Genomic DNA, 16,858 nt, shown 5'->3' with positions numbered 1-16,858 from the left:
TTCGCCCCCTTACGCCTTCTCGATGTTAACTAAAAACGCTTTGTATTCCGGCGTTTGCGAGTTTGCATCACCGACATTCGGCGTCAGGGTGTTGGCGATAAAGCCTTTACGCGCGACTCCTTCAAAGCCCCAGTGGATCGGGATCCCAACCGTTTCGACCTGCTGACCGTTGACGTTCAGAGTACGCAAACGACGTGTCACCACCGCAACTGCGCGAATAAATCCACGTTTGCTGCTGACTTTCACGTGATCGCCGTTATTAATACCTTTCGCTGCCGCCAGCGTTTCGCTGATTTCCACAAACTGTTCTGGTTGGGCAATCGCATTCAGCAATGCGTGCTTGGTCCAGGTATGGAAGTGTTCGGTCAGACGATAAGTCGTCCCAACGTACGGGAAATCCTGTTTGGTGCCCATACGTAGCTTATCCGCCTCGTACAGACGGGCTGCCGGGTTGGAGATTACGTTCGGGTGCAGCGGATTTGTACCCAGCGGCGTTTCCATCGGCTCGTAGTGTTCCGGGAACGGCCCTTCCGCCATCTTATCAATGGCGAACAGACGTCCCAGACCTTCCGGTTGCATGATAAACGGATTGGTGCCGCTGCCTGGTGCCGCGGTGTTGAAGTCCGGGATGTCATTCCCCGTCCATTTCGTACCGCTCCACTGGATCAGCATGCGTTTTGGATCCCACGGTTTACCCTGCGGATCCGCTGACGCGCGGTTATACAGAACGCGACGGTTCAGTGGCCATGCCCATGCCCAACCCAACGTATTACCCAGCCCTGACGGGTCGGAGTTATCGCGGTTGGCCATCTGGTTGCCCTGCTCGGTCCAGCTCCCGGTATAAATCCAGCAGGAAGATGACGTAGTACCATCATCACGCAGCAGCGCAAAGCTATTGAGCAACTGGCCTTTCTTCGCAATCAGCACACCGTTGGCATCATAGAGATCTTCCAGCGCGTAGCCGTTGTTCTCTTTCGCCACTTCCTCTGAATGTGGTTCGTCCGGCTGCTTATAGTTCCAGCTCATTTTCAGTACAGGTTCTGCGGCTTTACCGCCCTCGGTGCGATACATATCGCGCAGACGGTGGTATATACCGGCCAGAATTTCGCCGTCGTTACGGGCTTCGCCCGGCGCGTCCTGACCTTTCCAGTGCCACTGCAACCAGCGACCGGAGTTGGCAATTGAACCGTCCTCTTCCGCAAAGCAGGTTGACGGCAAACGGAAGACTTCGGTCTGGATAGATGCCGGATCAACATCGTTTGATTCGCCGTGGTTTTGCCAGAACGTTGAAGTTTCTGTCACCAGCGGATCGATAACGACCAGATACTTCAGTTTGCTCAGGGACTGCACCACTTTGTTTTTGTCCGGGAAGGACGCAACCGGGTTAAAGCCCTGACAGATGTAACCGGTGACTTTTCCGCTGTCCATCATGTTGAAGTACTTGATCACGTCGTAGGACTGATCCCACTTCGGCAACCACTCAAAGCCCCAGTCATTCTCTTTCTGCGCCGCATTGCCGTAGAAGGATTTCATCAGGCTAACGAAAAACTTCGGATAGTTGCCCCAGTAGTTAACCTGATCGGCCAATGTCGCTTTTGGCGTGTTCGCAGCCAGATAGGTTTGCAGATCTGTCTGTTTCTCTGACGGCAGCGTCAGGTAGCCCGGCAGGCTGGTAGAGAGTAGACCTAAGTCGGTTAACCCCTGAATGTTGGAGTGACCGCGCAAGGCGTTGACACCACCACCGGCCATCCCCATATTACCGAGCAGCAGCTGGATCATCGCCATGGTGCGGATGTTTTGCGCCCCGACGGTATGCTGCGTCCAGCCCAGCGCATACAGGAAGGTGGTGGTACGATCGGGCGCGCTGGTGGAGGCCAGCACTTCGCAGACTTTCAGGAAGTCTTCTTTCGGCGTACCACAGATGTTTTCCACCACAGCCGGCGTGTAGCGGGATACATGCTGTTTCAGCAGGTTCCATACGCAGCGCGGATGGCTTAATGTCTCATCGCGTTTGGCGTAGCCGTTTTCATCGAACTGATAGTTCCAGGACGATTTATCGTACTGACGCTTTTCCGCATCGTAGCCGCTGAACAGGCCGTCTTCGAACGTAAAGTCTTCCCGCACCAGCAGGCTGGCGTTGGTGTAATGCTTAACGTATTCAGCGTTGATTTTGTTGTTTTCAATCAGGTACAGCAAAACGCCGGACAGGAACGTAATGTCCGTGCCGGAACGGATCGGTGCGTAAATATCCGCCACCGAGGCTGTACGTGTAAAACGAGGGTCAACAACAATCAGCGTGGCGTCATTGTTGTTTTTAGCTTCCATCGCCCAGCGGAATCCCACCGGATGTGCTTCAGCGGCGTTACCGCCCATCACCATCACGACGTTAGCATTTTTAATATCAACCCAGTGGTTGGTCATCGCACCGCGACCAAATGTTGGAGCAAGACTTGCTACCGTTGGTCCGTGTCAAACGCGCGCCTGGTTGTCTACTGCCAGCATGCCGAGTGAGCGCACAAATTTTTGCGTCAGCATGCCGGTTTCATTACTGGCTGCAGATGCACACAGCATCCCGGTGGAAAGCCAGCGGTTAACCGTTACGCCCTGCTCATTTTTCTCAATAAAGTTGGCGTCACGGTCAGTTTTCATCAGCTTCGCGATGCGGGAGAAAGCTTCATCCCAGCTGATACGCTGCCATTTGTCGGAACCTGGAGCGCGATATTCCGGGTAACGCAGACGGTTTTCACTGTGTACGTAATCCAGTAATCCTGCGCCCTTAGGACATAATGCCCCTCGGCTCACCGGATGATCCGGATCCCCTTCAATATGGTAAATCGACTCTTTGGCGTTTTTTGCTCCATCACCCAGGCTATACATTAATAGCCCGCAACCTACGGAACAGTATGTGCAGGTGTTTCGGATCTCTTTGGCGCGTAATAACTTATAATTTCGCGCCTGAGCCAGTGCCATTTTGGGTGCAAAACCCAGAGCGGCTACTGTTGTTCCCGCCATACCGCCCGCGCAGATTTTAAAAAATTGTCTGCGGCTGACGTCCATTGCTTTCCTCTTTTTTGCAGGGATTCGTACAAGAAATCTCTCAAAGCGCGTAATCGAGGCAGCCTGAAAGATGACATGTACAACTTCGCGACGAAACTATCAGCTATATCCATATTTTTTTTGCGTCAAATCAAAAACGAAACGGTTCCGCTACTAAATAGTGCACTTTGTTTAACCCTTGTACCCATAAGGAGGTACGTAAAAGGTAATTAATTAGCGCGCTATGGTGTAAAAGTGCTATAAATTTCAGCTTATTTTTTGCCAGTGGCATGGACAGAGAAACAGAATGACAAAACAAAAAGCAACGTTAATTGGTCTGATTGCCATCGTACTCTGGAGCACGATGGTTGGACTTATTCGGGGAGTAAGTGAGGGACTGGGACCTGCTGGCGGCGCAGCGATGATTTTTTCATTAAGCGGCCTGTTGCTCATATTTACCGTCGGATTTCCAAATATCAGAAAAATTCCTGTTCGTTATTTAATCGCCGGTAGCGTGCTTTTTGTGAGCTATGAAATTTGTTTAGCGCTGGCCCTGGGTTATGCCGCTACCCGTCATCAGGCTATTGAAGTGGGGATGGTAAATTATCTTTGGCCAAGCCTGACGATATTGTTCGCCATATTATTTAATGGTCAAAAATCAACCTGGTTGGTCATTCCAGGACTAATTATCGCATTGACCGGCGTTTGTTGGGTACTGGGCGGTGAAAATGGTCTCAATCCAGGCGAAATTATCAGCAATGTTGCCAGTAGTCCACTCAGCTATTTTCTCGCCTTTCTGGGAGCTTTTATCTGGGCCACATATTGCACAGTGACCAATAAATATGCAAAAGGCTTTAACGGCATCACGGTGTTCGTTTTACTTACCGCCGCAAGTCTGTGGATTTACTATTTTGTCACCCCACAGCCGGAGATGGTTTTCAGCACTCCGGTGACGATAAAGATGTTCACTGCAGCATTAACATTAGGATTTGCCTATGCTGCGTGGAATATTGGTATTTTGCACGGTAATGTCACCATTATGGCGGTAGGTTCTTATTTTACTCCCGTACTGTCCTCCGCGCTGGCTGCCGTGCTACTCAGCGCCCCGCTCTCACTTTCTTTTTGGCAAGGCGCGCTGATGGTCTGCGCTGGCTCACTGCTCTGCTGGGTGGCAACTCGCCGCGCCTGAAAAAAACCGGGTTTTATCACAAACAAATAAAATCCGGCTATACTTTAGCCAGACTGATGGATAATTATGCTCATTGCACTTGTGTTTTATGTTTATATTTGTTTAATTAAATGTTAAATATATGATTATTAGTTAACGCGTGAAAGTATTTCATGTTTATCTATAACCCTCCGCATGTATATATTATACAAGCGAAACTAACGCCATTTAAATCATAGTTGCCATAATAGTCCCCTGCGTAAATATATCTAACCAGATCTGTCACATATTAAGATTAATATAATCAGCTGTATTATGTAGATCTGGATCACACAACTTCAAATATTTCGCAATATTATGAAACTTATTATTGAACTTATACCACTGCGTCATTTAAAAATGGTTTGCCATTGACGAACCCCTTCGTTTAGCAATGGTTTAGGAAACACACCAAGAAAAAATTATAAGGATTATTTAGAATGAAACTTAAATTAGTTGCAGTGGCAGTGACTAGCCTGTTGGCGGCAGGTGCAGTAAACGCGGCTGAGGTATATAACAAAGACGCAAACAAACTGGATATCTACGGTAAAGTTCACGCTCAGCATTATTTCTCTGATGACACCAGCAGCGATGGCGACAAAACCTATGCGCGTCTGGGCTTCAAAGGCGAAACTCAGATCAACGACCAGCTGGTTGGTTTTGGTCAGTGGGAATATGAATTCAAAGGCAACCGTTCTGAAGATCAGGGTTCCGAAGCAGACAAAACCCGTCTGGCATTCGCTGGCCTGAAATTCGCTGAATACGGTTCTTTCGACTACGGTCGTAACTACGGCGTAGCTTACGACATCGGCGCATGGACCGACGTTCTGCCAGAGTTCGGTGGCGATACCTGGACCCAGACTGACGTATTCATGACTGGCCGTACTACCGGCGTCGCAACCTACCGTAACACCGATTTCTTCGGTCTGGTTGAAGGTCTGAACTTTGCCGCTCAGTATCAGGGCAAAAATGACCGTAGCAACGACAAAGAAGCTAATGGCGACGGTTTCGGTCTGTCTTCTACTTACGAGTATGAAGGCTTCGGCGTAGGTGCTACCTATGCGAAATCTGACCGTACTGACTCTCAGAGCCGTGCTGGCAGCGCGTTCAAAGCTGACGGTAAAAACGCTGAAGTATGGGCTGCTGGTCTGAAATATGATGCGAACAACATCTACCTGGCAACCACCTACTCCGAAACCCGCAACATGACCACCTATGGTTCTAAAGTTAACGGTATCGCTGATAAAGCACAGAACTTTGAAGTTGTTGCACAGTACCAGTTCGACTTCGGTCTGCGTCCGTCCGTTGCTTACCTGAAATCCAAAGGTAAAGACATCAACAATTACGGCGATCAGGATCTGGTTGAATACGTAGACCTGGGTGCTACCTACTACTTCAACAAAAACATGTCTACCTTCGTTGATTACAAAATCAACCTGCTGGATGACAATGCCTTCACCAATGCTGCCGGCGTAAGCACTGACAACATCGTGGCTGTTGGTCTGAACTACCAGTTCTAATTTTGTTGTAGTCTGAATACAAAGCCAGTCCTTTCAGGGCTGGCTTTTTCTCTTGATGTAGTCTCGGTCATAAGGAGTATGCCGTGCAGACGTTCACTGGTCGTTGTCTTTGCGGACAGAGTCATTTTACCGTTGACGTCGAAATGCTGGATGTCTATGCCTGCCACTGTACATTGTGTCAGAAATGGTCGGGTGGCATCGCTATGTATCTGGAGGCCAGCGCTCATCCGCAGATGTCGCCGGATTCAGCCCAACCCTCGCACTTTCCTTCTTCAAATCGTGGTGAACGTTTCTTCTGTTCCGGCTGTGGGTGCCCGCTGTGGTTTACCCTGACGGGTAGCGAACGCTATTTTGTGCCGTGGACGCTACTGGAACTTAACGAGGTAGATCGCCGCCGCCTGGTGTTAGCGGCAGAGATCTATACGGAAACTCAACCTGCATTCTGGAGACTGACGGGGCAATACGCTCGCTTGAGTGGAAAAGAAGTCGAAGAGATGGATTACCCCTGTCATTTAGCCCACTAGTTATTGACGCTGTATCTTTGCCAGACTGAACCACATCCCTATCGCTAATACGATAAGCATACTGCCAGCGCTGCTTAAGGCCACGCTATGTGACCAGGTAAAGGCTTCTCTGGCAGCCGCCAGCAATGCCTCACTCAGCGACGACGGGAGCGAATGCGCCAGTTGCACCGCTTCGCCCATTGATGATGAGGCGCGCTCTATCTCCTGCGGATTGAGTCCGGCTGGCGGCAGAATTGAGGCAGAAAAGCTACGGCTCAACAGTAAGCCAAAAATAGCGATGCCAAGCCCGGCGCCAAGTTCATAAGCCATCGTCTCAATGGCGCCAGCCGCTGCCGCTTTTTCTGCCGGTGCTGCTGCCATGATTGCCGCAGTTGAGGCCAAAAGCGCACTTGCCGCACTGAATCCGAGCAAGGCCATCAATATCCACGCTTGTATTTGCTGCGTACTGAAATCCGTCATCGCCAGACCGTAAAAACTGACGGCGCTGAGCGCCATGCCCGCCGTTGCCACACAACGTAATCCCAGACGTGACACCAACATGCCTGCAATGGGGCCGCTGAAACCACTTGCCAGCATCACCGGCAGCATAAACAGCCCAGCCTGATACGGCGTCAAACCGTGGACAAACTGGAGCTCCTGAGCCATCAGCAATTCGAAACCAACCAGCGTAATCATCGCGGTCATCGCCATTACTACGCCGCTTAAGATAATGCGATGCGTGAACAGCCGCATATCAATCATTGGCCGGGAAGCCGCTAGCTGGATACGGACAAACTGCCCCAACAGCAATGCTCCGGTTAACAATGTCAGCACGATGGCAATGGTCGCCATATGACCTTTCAGTGCGGTTTTGGCGCTATAGACCAGCAGCAGAATAGCGACAATCAGCATTATCGCATGACCGAAATTTAACGATTGATCTCGACGTCCAGCCTGGCGCGGCACGAAACGAGCCGTCAATGCCATTACCACCACAACAATAGGCACATTGATTAAGAACACGGATCCCCAATAGAAGTGCTCCAGCAGTATGCCGCCCACTAATGGCCCAAACGCCGCGCCGCCGGACCCAACGGCGGCCCAGACGCCGAGCGCCATATTGCGATGACGCTGCTCGGCAAAGGTGGAACGAATACCCGCCAGCGTAGCCGGAACAATCATCGCCGCCCCGATCGCCAATACCGCCCGCGTGGCAATCAGCCAACTGGCGCTGTGGGCAAAAGCGGCGGCCAGCGATGCCAGACCAAATAAGCCCCCGCCCAACAGCAGCAGACGTTTAAAACCGATGCGATCGCCCAATGCCCCCATTGGCAACACCATGCCGGCCATTACCAGGGAATAAATATCAATAATCCACAGCAGCTCGTTGCCACTGGCACCCAGCGTCATACTCAGCGTGGGCGCGGCAACGTGCAGCACCGTTGCATCAATCGCAACAGGGATGTAGACCAGTACAATAATGACTAACGTTAACCACTGACGAAACATAAAACTCCCTAACGAAACCGAAACTGGACACATGTCCAGCTTTTGCGATCCTACGGAAAATTGAACGTATGTCCAACTTTTTGTTAGACTGCGTGCTATAGAGATACAGGAGGAATGATGAGCTATCTGAACCGGGATGAACGTCGGGAAGTGATTCTGCAAGCGGCGATGCGCGTTGCGCTGGAAGAAGGGTTTACTGCCATGACCGTACGACGTATAGCGGCGGAAGCCCATGTGGCGACGGGTCAGGTGCATCATCATTTTGCCTCTGCCGGTGAACTCAAGTCTCAGGCTTTTGTGCGCCTGATCCGTACCCTGCTTGATGCGGAACTGGTCAGTGAGGATGCCAGCTTCCGTGAGCAACTGCATGCCATGCTGGGCAGTGAAGATGGCGGCTTCGAACCCTACATTAAGCTGTGGCGTGAAGCGCAGGTTGTAGCCGGTAAAGATCCAGAAATCAAAAGCGCCTATCTGCTAACCATGCGGATGTGGCATGAGGAAACGGCCAATATCATCATTCAGGGACAGAAAGCCGGTGAGTTTTCATCCACCCCAGATGCCGCTGACGTCGCATGGCGTTTAATCGCACTGGTGTGCGGCCTGGATGGTATGTATATGTTGGGCATCGAGGAAATGGCCGATCCTGCTTTCGATCGTCACCTGGATCGTATGATTACGCTGGAGTTATTTAGCTAATGTTATAGATGAATAAACAATAGACCCTTTAAGTTTACAATTAGTAACACTTAACCAACATGTAATTCTCCCCTCATCCCGCGTTATTGCGCTTTTTTATCTATTCTTTCAGTCAATATTCCCAAAACCTTTCAATAGTTTCTAAAAAGAAGCCGCGCGGCCTGTATGCGTTTATTTCTTTTTCATGAACGGCATGTGCATGGAGAATAATATGTCATCATCAAATGAGAAAAATAATCGTTATCTTTTGACTGACTGGAAACCAGAAAACCCCGCCTTTTGGGAAAACAAAGGCAAGCACATTGCCCGTAGAAATCTTTGGATATCAGTAAGTTGCCTTTTACTTGCCTTCTGTGTCTGGATGCTGTTTAGCGCCGTAGCCGTCAATCTGAATAAAATTGGTTTTAATTTCACCACCGATCAACTGTTTTTATTAACGGCATTACCCTCCCTTTCTGGGGCAATATTGCGCGTCCCCTACTCCTTTATGGTACCTATATTTGGCGGTCGCCGTTGGACCATTTTTAGCACGATTATTCTGGTTATTCCCTGCGTCTGGCTGGGATTTGCCGTGCAAAATACCGCTACTCCGTTTGGAGTATTTATTATTATTGCGCTGATGTGCGGTTTTGCTGGCGCTAACTTTGCCTCCAGCATGGGCAACATCAGCTTTTTCTTCCCCAAAGCAAAGCAAGGCAGTGCGTTGGGGGTTAACGGCGGCCTTGGCAACCTCGGCGTCAGCGTGATGCAGCTAATCGCGCCGCTGGTGATTTTTCTGCCCATATTTACCTTTTTGGGCGTCCAGAGTGTACCGCAAGCTGACGGCTCATTACTGTCGCTGGCCAATGCCGCATGGATTTGGGTTCCACTTCTGCTGATAGCCACCCTGGCGGCAGGCATGGGAATGAATGATATTGCCAGTTCGAAGGCTTCTATTGCTTCCCAGCTACCGGTCCTCAAGCGTTTTCACTTGTGGCTGTTAAGCCTGCTGTATCTCGCGACTTTCGGGTCATTTATCGGCTTTTCGGCTGGTTTTGCCATGCTGGCGAAAACCCAATTTCCTGACGTGAATATTCTGCAACTGGCGTTCTTCGGCCCCTTCATCGGCGCGCTTGCGCGATCGGCGGGCGGCGTTATCTCTGACAAGTTCGGCGGTGTACGCGTCACGTTAATTAACTTCATCTTTATGGCACTGTTCAGCGCCCTGCTGTTTCTTACTCTGCCGGGCTCAGGAGAAGGAAACTTTGTCGCCTTCTATCTGGTGTTTATGGGGCTGTTCCTGACCGCGGGTCTGGGAAGCGGGTCGACCTTCCAGATGATTGCGGTGATCTTTCGCAAAATCACGATTTACCGGGTGAAACTGCGCGGTGGCACAGAGGAACAGGCCCAGCGTGAAGCGGTAACCGACACCGCCGCAGCGCTTGGATTCATCTCTGCCATCGGCGCTGTGGGGGGCTTCTTCATCCCCAAAGCGTTTGGTTCATCCCTGGCGCTTACCGGCTCTCCGGTGGGGGCTATGAAAATATTTTTGGTGTTTTACATCGTCTGTGTGCTGGTGACCTGGCTGGTCTATGGCCGTAAATCACAAAAAAAATAACGAAATGGATACCGCAGGCTCGGACATTCAGGCAGACCTGGTGTGCGATTCACCGTCGGCAATATTATCGAAGCAGGAGTTATGTCATGAGTAAACTGTTAGATCGCTTTCGCTACTTTAAACAAAAGGGCGATACGTTTGCCGAGGGGCATGGGCAAGTGATGCACACCAACCGGGACTGGGAAGACAGTTATCGCCAACGCTGGCAGTTCGATAAAATTGTGCGCTCTACCCACGGCGTGAACTGTACCGGCTCATGTAGCTGGAAAATCTACGTCAAAAACGGACTGGTAACCTGGGAAACACAGCAAACTGACTACCCGCGTACCCGACCTGACCTGCCTAACCATGAACCCCGCGGCTGCCCGCGCGGCGCCAGCTACTCCTGGTATCTTTACAGCGCTAACCGCCTGAAATATCCGTTAGTGCGTAAACGTTTGATCGAACTGTGGCGCGACGCCCTGACCCGCCAGTCCGACCCGGTGCTGGCCTGGGAATCGATTATGAACGACCCGCAAAAATGCCAGAGCTACAAGCAGGTACGCGGTCGCGGTGGTTTCATCCGTTCCAACTGGAAAGAACTTAATCAGCTGATTGCTGCCGCCAACGTCTGGACGGTGAAGACCTACGGCCCGGATCGCGTGGCCGGCTTCTCCCCAATCCCTGCGATGTCGATGGTCTCCTATGCCGCAGGCACGCGTTATCTTTCCCTTCTTGGCGGCACCTGCCTGAGTTTTTATGACTGGTATTGCGACTTACCGCCTGCGTCACCGATGACCTGGGGCGAGCAGACTGATGTTCCTGAATCCGCCGACTGGTATAACTCCAGTTATATCATCGCCTGGGGATCTAACGTCCCGCAGACCCGTACGCCGGACGCGCACTTTTTTACTGAAGTGCGCTACAAAGGCACCAAGACGATTGCCATTACGCCGGATTACTCGGAAGTCGCTAAACTGTGCGACCAGTGGCTGGCACCTAAGCAAGGGACCGACAGCGCGCTGGCGATGGCGATGGGCCACGTCATCCTGAAAGAGTTCCACCTCGACAATCCCAGCGATTATTTCCTCAATTACTGTCGCCGTTATACCGACATGCCGATGCTGGTTTTACTGGATACCCGGGAAGATGGCAGCTACGTGCCTGGACGTATGATGCGCGCCTCAGACCTTGTCGATGGTCTGGGTGAAAGCAATAATCCGGAGTGGAAAACGGTAGCCTTTAACAGTGCTGGCGAACTGGTCGTGCCGAACGGCTCCATCGGCTTTCGCTGGGGTGAAACAGGCAAATGGAACCTCGAGTCGTTGGCCGCTGGGGCAGAAACAGAACTTTCCCTCTCGTTGCTGGGTCAGCATGATGAAGTGGCTGGGGTAGCATTCCCCTACTTTGGCGGCAACGAAAACCCTCATTTTCGCAGCGTCAAACAAGAACCTGTGCTGGTACGGCAACTTCCGGTAAAACGTCTCACCCTCGCCGATGGCAGCCGTTGCCCGGTGGTGAGCGTTTATGATCTGGTGCTGGCGAATTATGGCCTCGATCGTGGTCTGGATGACGTTCATAGCGCACAAGATTACAGCGAAGTGAAAGCCTACACTCCGGCCTGGGGCGAGCAAATTACCGGCGTGCCACGCCGACATATCGAACAAATCGCCCGCGAGTTTGCCGATACGGCGCATAAAACGCATGGCCGTTCGATGATCATTCTCGGGGCTGGCGTCAACCACTGGTATCACATGGATATGAACTACCGTGGGATGATTAACATTCTGGTGTTCTGTGGTTGCGTGGGACAAAGCGGCGGAGGCTGGGCGCACTATGTGGGCCAAGAGAAACTGCGTCCGCAAACCGGTTGGTTACCGCTGGCCTTTGCGTTGGACTGGAACCGTCCGCCGCGTCAGATGAACAGCACTTCATTTTTCTACAACCACTCCAGCCAGTGGCGTTATGAAAAACTCACCGCTCAGGAACTCCTCTCTCCGCTGGCCGACACGTCGAAATTTAGCGGACATTTAATCGACTTTAACGTACGCGCCGAAAGAATGGGCTGGCTGCCGTCCGCCCCGCAGCTTAACCTCAACCCATTGACCGTGAAAGCGAAGGCTGAGCTGGCTGGCTTGTCTCCTGTGGAATACACCGCACAAGCGCTGAAATCGGGTGATATTCGTTTTGCCTGCGAACAGCCGGACAGCGGCCACAACCATCCGCGAAACCTTTTTGTCTGGCGCTCTAACCTGCTCGGCTCCTCCGGTAAAGGGCATGAATACATGCTCAAGTATTTACTGGGTACCGAAAGCGGGATCCAGGGAGAAGCGCTCGGTTCAAGCGAGGGTATTAAACCTGAAGAGGTGGAATGGCAGTCCGCGGCGATTGAAGGCAAGCTTGATCTGCTGGTCACGCTCGATTTCCGTATGTCGAGCACCTGTCTGTTCTCCGATATCGTTCTGCCGACCGCGACCTGGTATGAAAAAGACGATATGAACACCTCGGATATGCATCCGTTTATTCACCCGCTGTCAGCGGCGGTCGATCCGGCGTGGGAATCGAAGAGCGACTGGGAAATTTATAAAGGCATCGCCAAAGTGTTCTCAGAGGTCTGTGTCGGGCACCTTGGGCAAGAAACAGACATCGTCCTGCAACCGCTGCAACACGACTCACCGGCAGAACTGGCGCAGCCGTTTGACATCCTCGACTGGCGCAAAGGCGAATGCGATCTTGTTCCAGGAAAAACCGCGCCTAATATCGCCGTCGTGGAGCGTGACTACCCTGCCACCTACGAACGTTTTACCTCGCTCGGCCCGCTAATGGACAAACTCGGAAACGGTGGCAAAGGTATCTCCTGGAATACCCAGGCGGAAGTCGATTTCCTCGGCAAGCTGAACTACACCAAGCGCGAAGGCCCGGCAAAAGGCCGACCGCTGATTGACACCGCACTGGATGCGTCGGAGGTGATCCTCGCCCTGGCGCCGGAAACCAATGGTCAGGTGGCGATCAAAGCTTGGGAAGCGCTGGGGGCGATGACCGGACGCGACCATACGCATCTGGCGTTGAACAAAGAAGATGAGAAGATCCGTTTTCGCGATATTCAGGCGCAGCCGCGCAAAATTATCTCCAGCCCTACCTGGTCCGGCCTTGAAAGCGAACATGTCTCCTATAACGCAGGCTATACCAACGTCCACGAGCTGATCCCATGGCGTACCCTGTCCGGTCGCCAGCAGTTGTATCAGGATCACGCGTGGATGCGTGCATTTGGTGAAAGCCTGGTGGCGTATCGTCCGCCAATTGATACCCGCAGCGTCAGCGACATGCGTGAAGTTCCACCAAACGGCTTCCCGGAAAAAGCGCTCAACTTCCTGACGCCGCATCAGAAATGGGGCATCCACTCTACCTACAGCGAAAACCTGCTGATGCTGACGCTGTCACGTGGCGGACCCATTGTCTGGATCAGCGAGACCGATGCCAAAGAGTTGGGTATTGAAGATAACGACTGGATTGAAGCCTTTAACGCCAATGGCGCGCTCACCGCGCGTGCAGTGGTGAGTCAGCGCGTGCCACCGGGAATGACCATGATGTATCACGCTCAGGAGCGAATCATGAACATTCCCGGCTCAGAAGTCACCGGGATGCGTGGCGGGATCCATAACTCGGTCACCCGCGTATGCCCGAAACCGACGCATATGATCGGCGGCTATGCGCAGTTGGCGTACAGCTTTAACTATTACGGTACGGTCGGCTCTAACCGCGATGAGTTCATCATGATTAGAAAAATGAAAAATATTAACTGGCTGGATGATGAAGGTCGCGATCAGGTACAGGAGGCGAAAAAATGAAAATACGCTCACAGGTAGGCATGGTTCTTAATCTGGACAAGTGTATCGGCTGCCACACCTGCTCCGTTACCTGTAAAAACGTCTGGACCGGGCGCGAAGGGATGGAATATGCATGGTTTAACAACGTCGAGACCAAACCAGGGATTGGTTATCCGAAAAATTGGGAAGATCAGGAAGAGTGGCAAGGCGGCTGGGTTCGCGATGTTAACGGCAAGATAAGACCGCGTCTGGGCGGCAAGATGGGGGTGATTACCAAAATTTTCGCCAACCCGGTGATCCCGCAAATCGATGATTACTATGAACCGTTTACCTATGATTACCAACATCTGCATAGCGCACCGGAAAGCAAAAACCAGCCCACTGCGCGTCCACTTTCGTTGATTGACGGCAAACGGATGGACAAGATTATCTGGGGCCCCAACTGGGAAGAACTGCTCGGCGGCGAATTCTCAAAACGCGCCCGTGACCGTAACTTCGAGAAAATGCAGAAGGAGATGTACGGTCAGTTCGAAAACACCTTCATGATGTATTTGCCGCGACTTTGTGAACACTGCCTGAACCCAAGCTGTGTCGCTACCTGCCCGAGCGGTGCCATCTATAAGCGTGAAGAAGACGGCATTGTGCTGATCGACCAGGACAAATGCCGCGGTTGGCGCTTGTGCATCAGCGGCTGTCCGTACAAGAAAATCTATTTTAACTGGAAGAGCGGTAAGTCAGAGAAGTGCATTTTCTGCTACCCGCGTATTGAATCCGGCCAGCCGACGGTATGTTCGGAAACCTGCGTCGGGCGCATCCGCTATCTCGGCGTATTGCTGTACGACGCCGACCGCATTGAGGAAGCGGCCAGCACCGAGCATGAGACCGATCTGTATGAACGTCAGTGCGATGTGTTCCTCAATCCGCACGATCCGGCAGTTATCGAAGAGGCGTTAAAACAAGGCATTCCGCAGAATGTTATCGACGCCGCCCAACGTTCGCCGGTCTACAAAATGGCAATGGACTGGAAGCTGGCGCTGCCGTTACACCCTGAGTATCGCACCCTGCCAATGGTCTGGTATGTGCCGCCGTTGTCACCGATTCAGTCGGTGGCTGATGCCGGTGGCCTACCGCACAATGGCAACATTTTGCCGGCGGTGGAATCACTACGTATCCCGGTACAGTACCTCGCCAACATGCTCAGTGCTGGCGATACCGGTCCGGTATTGCGCGCGTTGAAACGTATGATGGCGATGCGACACTATATGCGCTCACAAACCGTCGAAGGCGTGACGGATACCCGCGCCATTGAGGAAGTCGGTCTTACGGTTGAACAAGTCGAGGAGATGTATCGCTATCTGGCTATCGCCAACTATGAAGACCGCTTCGTGATCCCGACCAGCCACCGTGAAATGGCGCGCGACGCTTTCCCGGAGAAAAACGGTTGTGGTTTCACCTTTGGCGACGGCTGTCACGGTTCGGATACCAAATTCAACCTGTTTAACAGCAGCCGTATTGATGCCATCGACATCACCGAAGTGCGCGATAAAGCGGAGGGTGAATAATGCAAATTCTGAAGATTATCGGACTGCTGCTGGAATATCCGGACGAGTTGCTGTGGGAGTGTAAAGACGACGCGCTGGCGCTGTTGTCCAGCGATGCCCCAATGCTTACCGAATTTAGCCGGGGACTACTCAATGCCCCATTACTGGATAAGCAAGCCGAATGGTGTGAGGTGTTTGATCGGGGGCGCGCCACCTCACTGTTGCTATTCGAACATGTCCATGCCGAGTCACGTGACCGCGGCCAGGCGATGGTTGATCTGCTGGCGCAGTATGAAAAGGTCGGGCTCCAGCTTAACTGCCGCGAGCTGCCGGATCATCTACCGTTGTATCTGGAGTATTTAAGCGTGCTGCCGGAGGCCCAGGCCAAAGAAGGATTACAGAATGTCGCCCCCATTCTGGCGCTGCTTGGCGGTCGTTTAAAACAGCGCGATACGCCGTGGTATCAACTGTTTGACGCCCTGCTGCTGCTTGCCGGAAGCCCTCTTTCAAGTGACAGTGTCACCAAACAGGTTGCCGCAGAAACACGTGACGATACCCGTCAGGCGCTGGATGCAGTCTGGGAAGAGGAACAGGTGAAGTTTATCGAGGATAACGCCACCGCTTGTGACAGTTCACCGTTACAAAACTATCAACGACGCTTTAGCCAGGACGTGGCGCCGCAGTACGTCGACGTCAGCGCGGGAGGTCCGAAATGATACAGTATCTGAACGTCTTCTTTTACGATATCTACCCGTATCTGTGCGGCACGGTGTTTATTCTCGGCAGTTGGTTGCGTTACGACTACGGGCAATACACCTGGCGCGCCTCTTCCAGTCAAATGCTGGACAAACGCGGCATGGTGTTATGGTCAAACTTGTTCCATATCGGCATTCTGGGGATTTTTTTCGGTCACCTGTTTGGCATGCTGACACCGCACTGGATGTACGCCTGGTTCCTGCCGATTGCGGTGAAACAGCAAATGGCAATGATTCTCGGCGGTGTCTGCGGCGTGTTAACGCTGGTTGGGGGCGCGGGTTTACTGGTGCGCCGTCTGACTAATCCACGCATTCGTGCAACATCATCCACCGCCGATATTCTGATCCTGTGCATTCTGCTGGTTCAATGCATTCTCGGTTTAACCACTATTCCGTTCTCCGCACAACATCCTGACGGCAGTGAAATGCTGAAACTGGTCGGTTGGGCGCAGTCGGTGGTGACCTTCCAGGGCGGCGCATCTGCGCATCTGGATGGCGTGGCGCCGATATTCCGTGCTCATCTGGTGTTAGGCATGACGATATTCTTACTGTTTCCGTTCACACGTCTGGTCCATGTGTGGAGTGCGCCGTTTGAGTACTTCACCCGCCGCTATCAAATTGTGCGCTCGCGTCGCTAATTGCCTCTGATGCCTGGTGGCCTAAGCGCCACCAGGTCTGCATCGCTATC

The 16,858-nt window shown here is 52.3% G+C and carries 11 protein-coding genes; 9 read left to right on the top strand and 2 right to left on the bottom strand.

The annotated features are described in order from the left end of the window. Nucleotides 1-9: 9 nt before the first annotated feature. A complete protein-coding gene (gene fdnG / locus FDW96_RS08200) occupies nucleotides 10-3,057 on the bottom strand; it encodes a formate dehydrogenase-N subunit alpha (RefSeq protein ID WP_137350219.1) in 3,048 nt (1,015 codons plus the stop codon). 286 nt (nucleotides 3,058-3,343) lie between these two features. Here fdnG and yddG point away from each other — a divergent pair, with 286 nt between their 5' ends. The 3 genes from yddG (at nucleotide 3,344) to FDW96_RS08185 (ending at nucleotide 6,287) form a co-directional block, all read left to right on the top strand. Further along, a complete protein-coding gene (gene yddG / locus FDW96_RS08195) occupies nucleotides 3,344-4,225 on the top strand; it encodes an aromatic amino acid efflux DMT transporter YddG (RefSeq protein WP_042308348.1) in 882 nt (293 codons plus the stop codon). A gap of 458 nt (nucleotides 4,226-4,683) precedes the next feature. Next, nucleotides 4,684-5,763: a porin OmpD gene (gene ompD, locus FDW96_RS08190; RefSeq protein ID WP_137350221.1), complete on the top strand. Its 1,080-nt coding sequence runs from the start codon at nucleotides 4,684-4,686 to the stop codon at nucleotides 5,761-5,763. 143 nt (nucleotides 5,764-5,906) lie between these two features. Then, nucleotides 5,907-6,287, top strand: a complete 381-nt coding sequence (locus FDW96_RS08185) for a GFA family protein (protein WP_087856632.1) — start codon at nucleotides 5,907-5,909, stop codon at nucleotides 6,285-6,287. Here FDW96_RS08185 and FDW96_RS08180 read toward each other — a convergent pair whose 3' ends face one another. Continuing rightward, nucleotides 6,288-7,775 carry an MFS transporter gene (locus FDW96_RS08180; RefSeq protein WP_137350222.1) on the bottom strand — a complete coding sequence of 496 codons (1,488 nt, stop codon included), beginning with the start codon at nucleotides 7,773-7,775 and terminating at the stop codon, nucleotides 6,288-6,290. A gap of 117 nt (nucleotides 7,776-7,892) precedes the next feature. On the opposite strand from FDW96_RS08180, the gene FDW96_RS08175 reads away from it, so the two are divergent. From FDW96_RS08175 to narI, 6 genes are all read left to right on the top strand, one after another. After that, a complete protein-coding gene (locus tag FDW96_RS08175; RefSeq protein WP_079224172.1) occupies nucleotides 7,893-8,471 on the top strand; it encodes a TetR family transcriptional regulator in 579 nt (192 codons plus the stop codon). 211 nt (nucleotides 8,472-8,682) lie between these two features. Further along, nucleotides 8,683-10,068: a NarK family nitrate/nitrite MFS transporter gene (locus FDW96_RS08170; RefSeq protein ID WP_079224170.1), complete on the top strand. Its 1,386-nt coding sequence runs from the start codon at nucleotides 8,683-8,685 to the stop codon at nucleotides 10,066-10,068. 86 nt (nucleotides 10,069-10,154) lie between these two features. Beyond that, nucleotides 10,155-13,895, top strand: a complete 3,741-nt coding sequence (locus FDW96_RS08165; RefSeq protein ID WP_137365511.1) for a nitrate reductase subunit alpha — start codon at nucleotides 10,155-10,157, stop codon at nucleotides 13,893-13,895. After that, complete coding sequence (gene narH, locus FDW96_RS08160) at nucleotides 13,892-15,436, top strand: nitrate reductase subunit beta (RefSeq protein ID WP_137365510.1); 1,545 nt, start codon at nucleotides 13,892-13,894, stop codon at nucleotides 15,434-15,436. The genes FDW96_RS08165 and narH overlap by 4 nt, the downstream gene beginning before the upstream one ends. Further along, the gene (gene narW / locus FDW96_RS08155; RefSeq protein WP_137365509.1) at nucleotides 15,436-16,131 is read left to right on the top strand and encodes a nitrate reductase molybdenum cofactor assembly chaperone; all 696 of its coding nucleotides are present in this window, start codon (nucleotides 15,436-15,438) and stop codon (nucleotides 16,129-16,131) included. Before narH ends, narW begins: the two co-directional genes overlap by 1 nt. Then, on the top strand, nucleotides 16,128-16,808 hold the full coding sequence (gene narI, locus FDW96_RS08150) for a respiratory nitrate reductase subunit gamma (protein WP_038640663.1): 681 nt from the start codon (nucleotides 16,128-16,130) through the stop codon (nucleotides 16,806-16,808). Before narW ends, narI begins: the two co-directional genes overlap by 4 nt. Nucleotides 16,809-16,858: the final 50 nt, after the last annotated feature.

Origin of the sequence: Citrobacter sp. TBCS-15, from assembly GCF_005280815.1 — a bacterium.
Classification (GTDB): domain Bacteria; phylum Pseudomonadota; class Gammaproteobacteria; order Enterobacterales; family Enterobacteriaceae; genus Citrobacter; species Citrobacter werkmanii.
The sequence above is the reverse complement of the archived record's forward strand: the minus strand, read 5'-3'. Positions and strand labels throughout refer to the sequence as shown.

Coding starts and splice junctions, on each gene's coding strand:
- yddG (WP_042308348.1), top strand. CDS start 3,344: ATGACAAAACAAAAAGCAACGTTAATTGGTCTGATTGCCATCGTACTC.
- ompD (WP_137350221.1), top strand. CDS start 4,684: ATGAAACTTAAATTAGTTGCAGTGGCAGTGACTAGCCTGTTGGCGGCA.
- FDW96_RS08185 (WP_087856632.1), top strand. CDS start 5,907: ATGCTGGATGTCTATGCCTGCCACTGTACATTGTGTCAGAAATGGTCG.
- FDW96_RS08180 (WP_137350222.1), bottom strand. CDS start 7,775: ATGTTTCGTCAGTGGTTAACGTTAGTCATTATTGTACTGGTCTACATC.
- FDW96_RS08175 (WP_079224172.1), top strand. CDS start 7,893: ATGAGCTATCTGAACCGGGATGAACGTCGGGAAGTGATTCTGCAAGCG.
- FDW96_RS08170 (WP_079224170.1), top strand. CDS start 8,683: ATGTCATCATCAAATGAGAAAAATAATCGTTATCTTTTGACTGACTGG.
- FDW96_RS08165 (WP_137365511.1), top strand. CDS start 10,155: ATGAGTAAACTGTTAGATCGCTTTCGCTACTTTAAACAAAAGGGCGAT.
- narH (WP_137365510.1), top strand. CDS start 13,892: ATGAAAATACGCTCACAGGTAGGCATGGTTCTTAATCTGGACAAGTGT.
- narW (WP_137365509.1), top strand. CDS start 15,436: ATGCAAATTCTGAAGATTATCGGACTGCTGCTGGAATATCCGGACGAG.
- narI (WP_038640663.1), top strand. CDS start 16,128: ATGATACAGTATCTGAACGTCTTCTTTTACGATATCTACCCGTATCTG.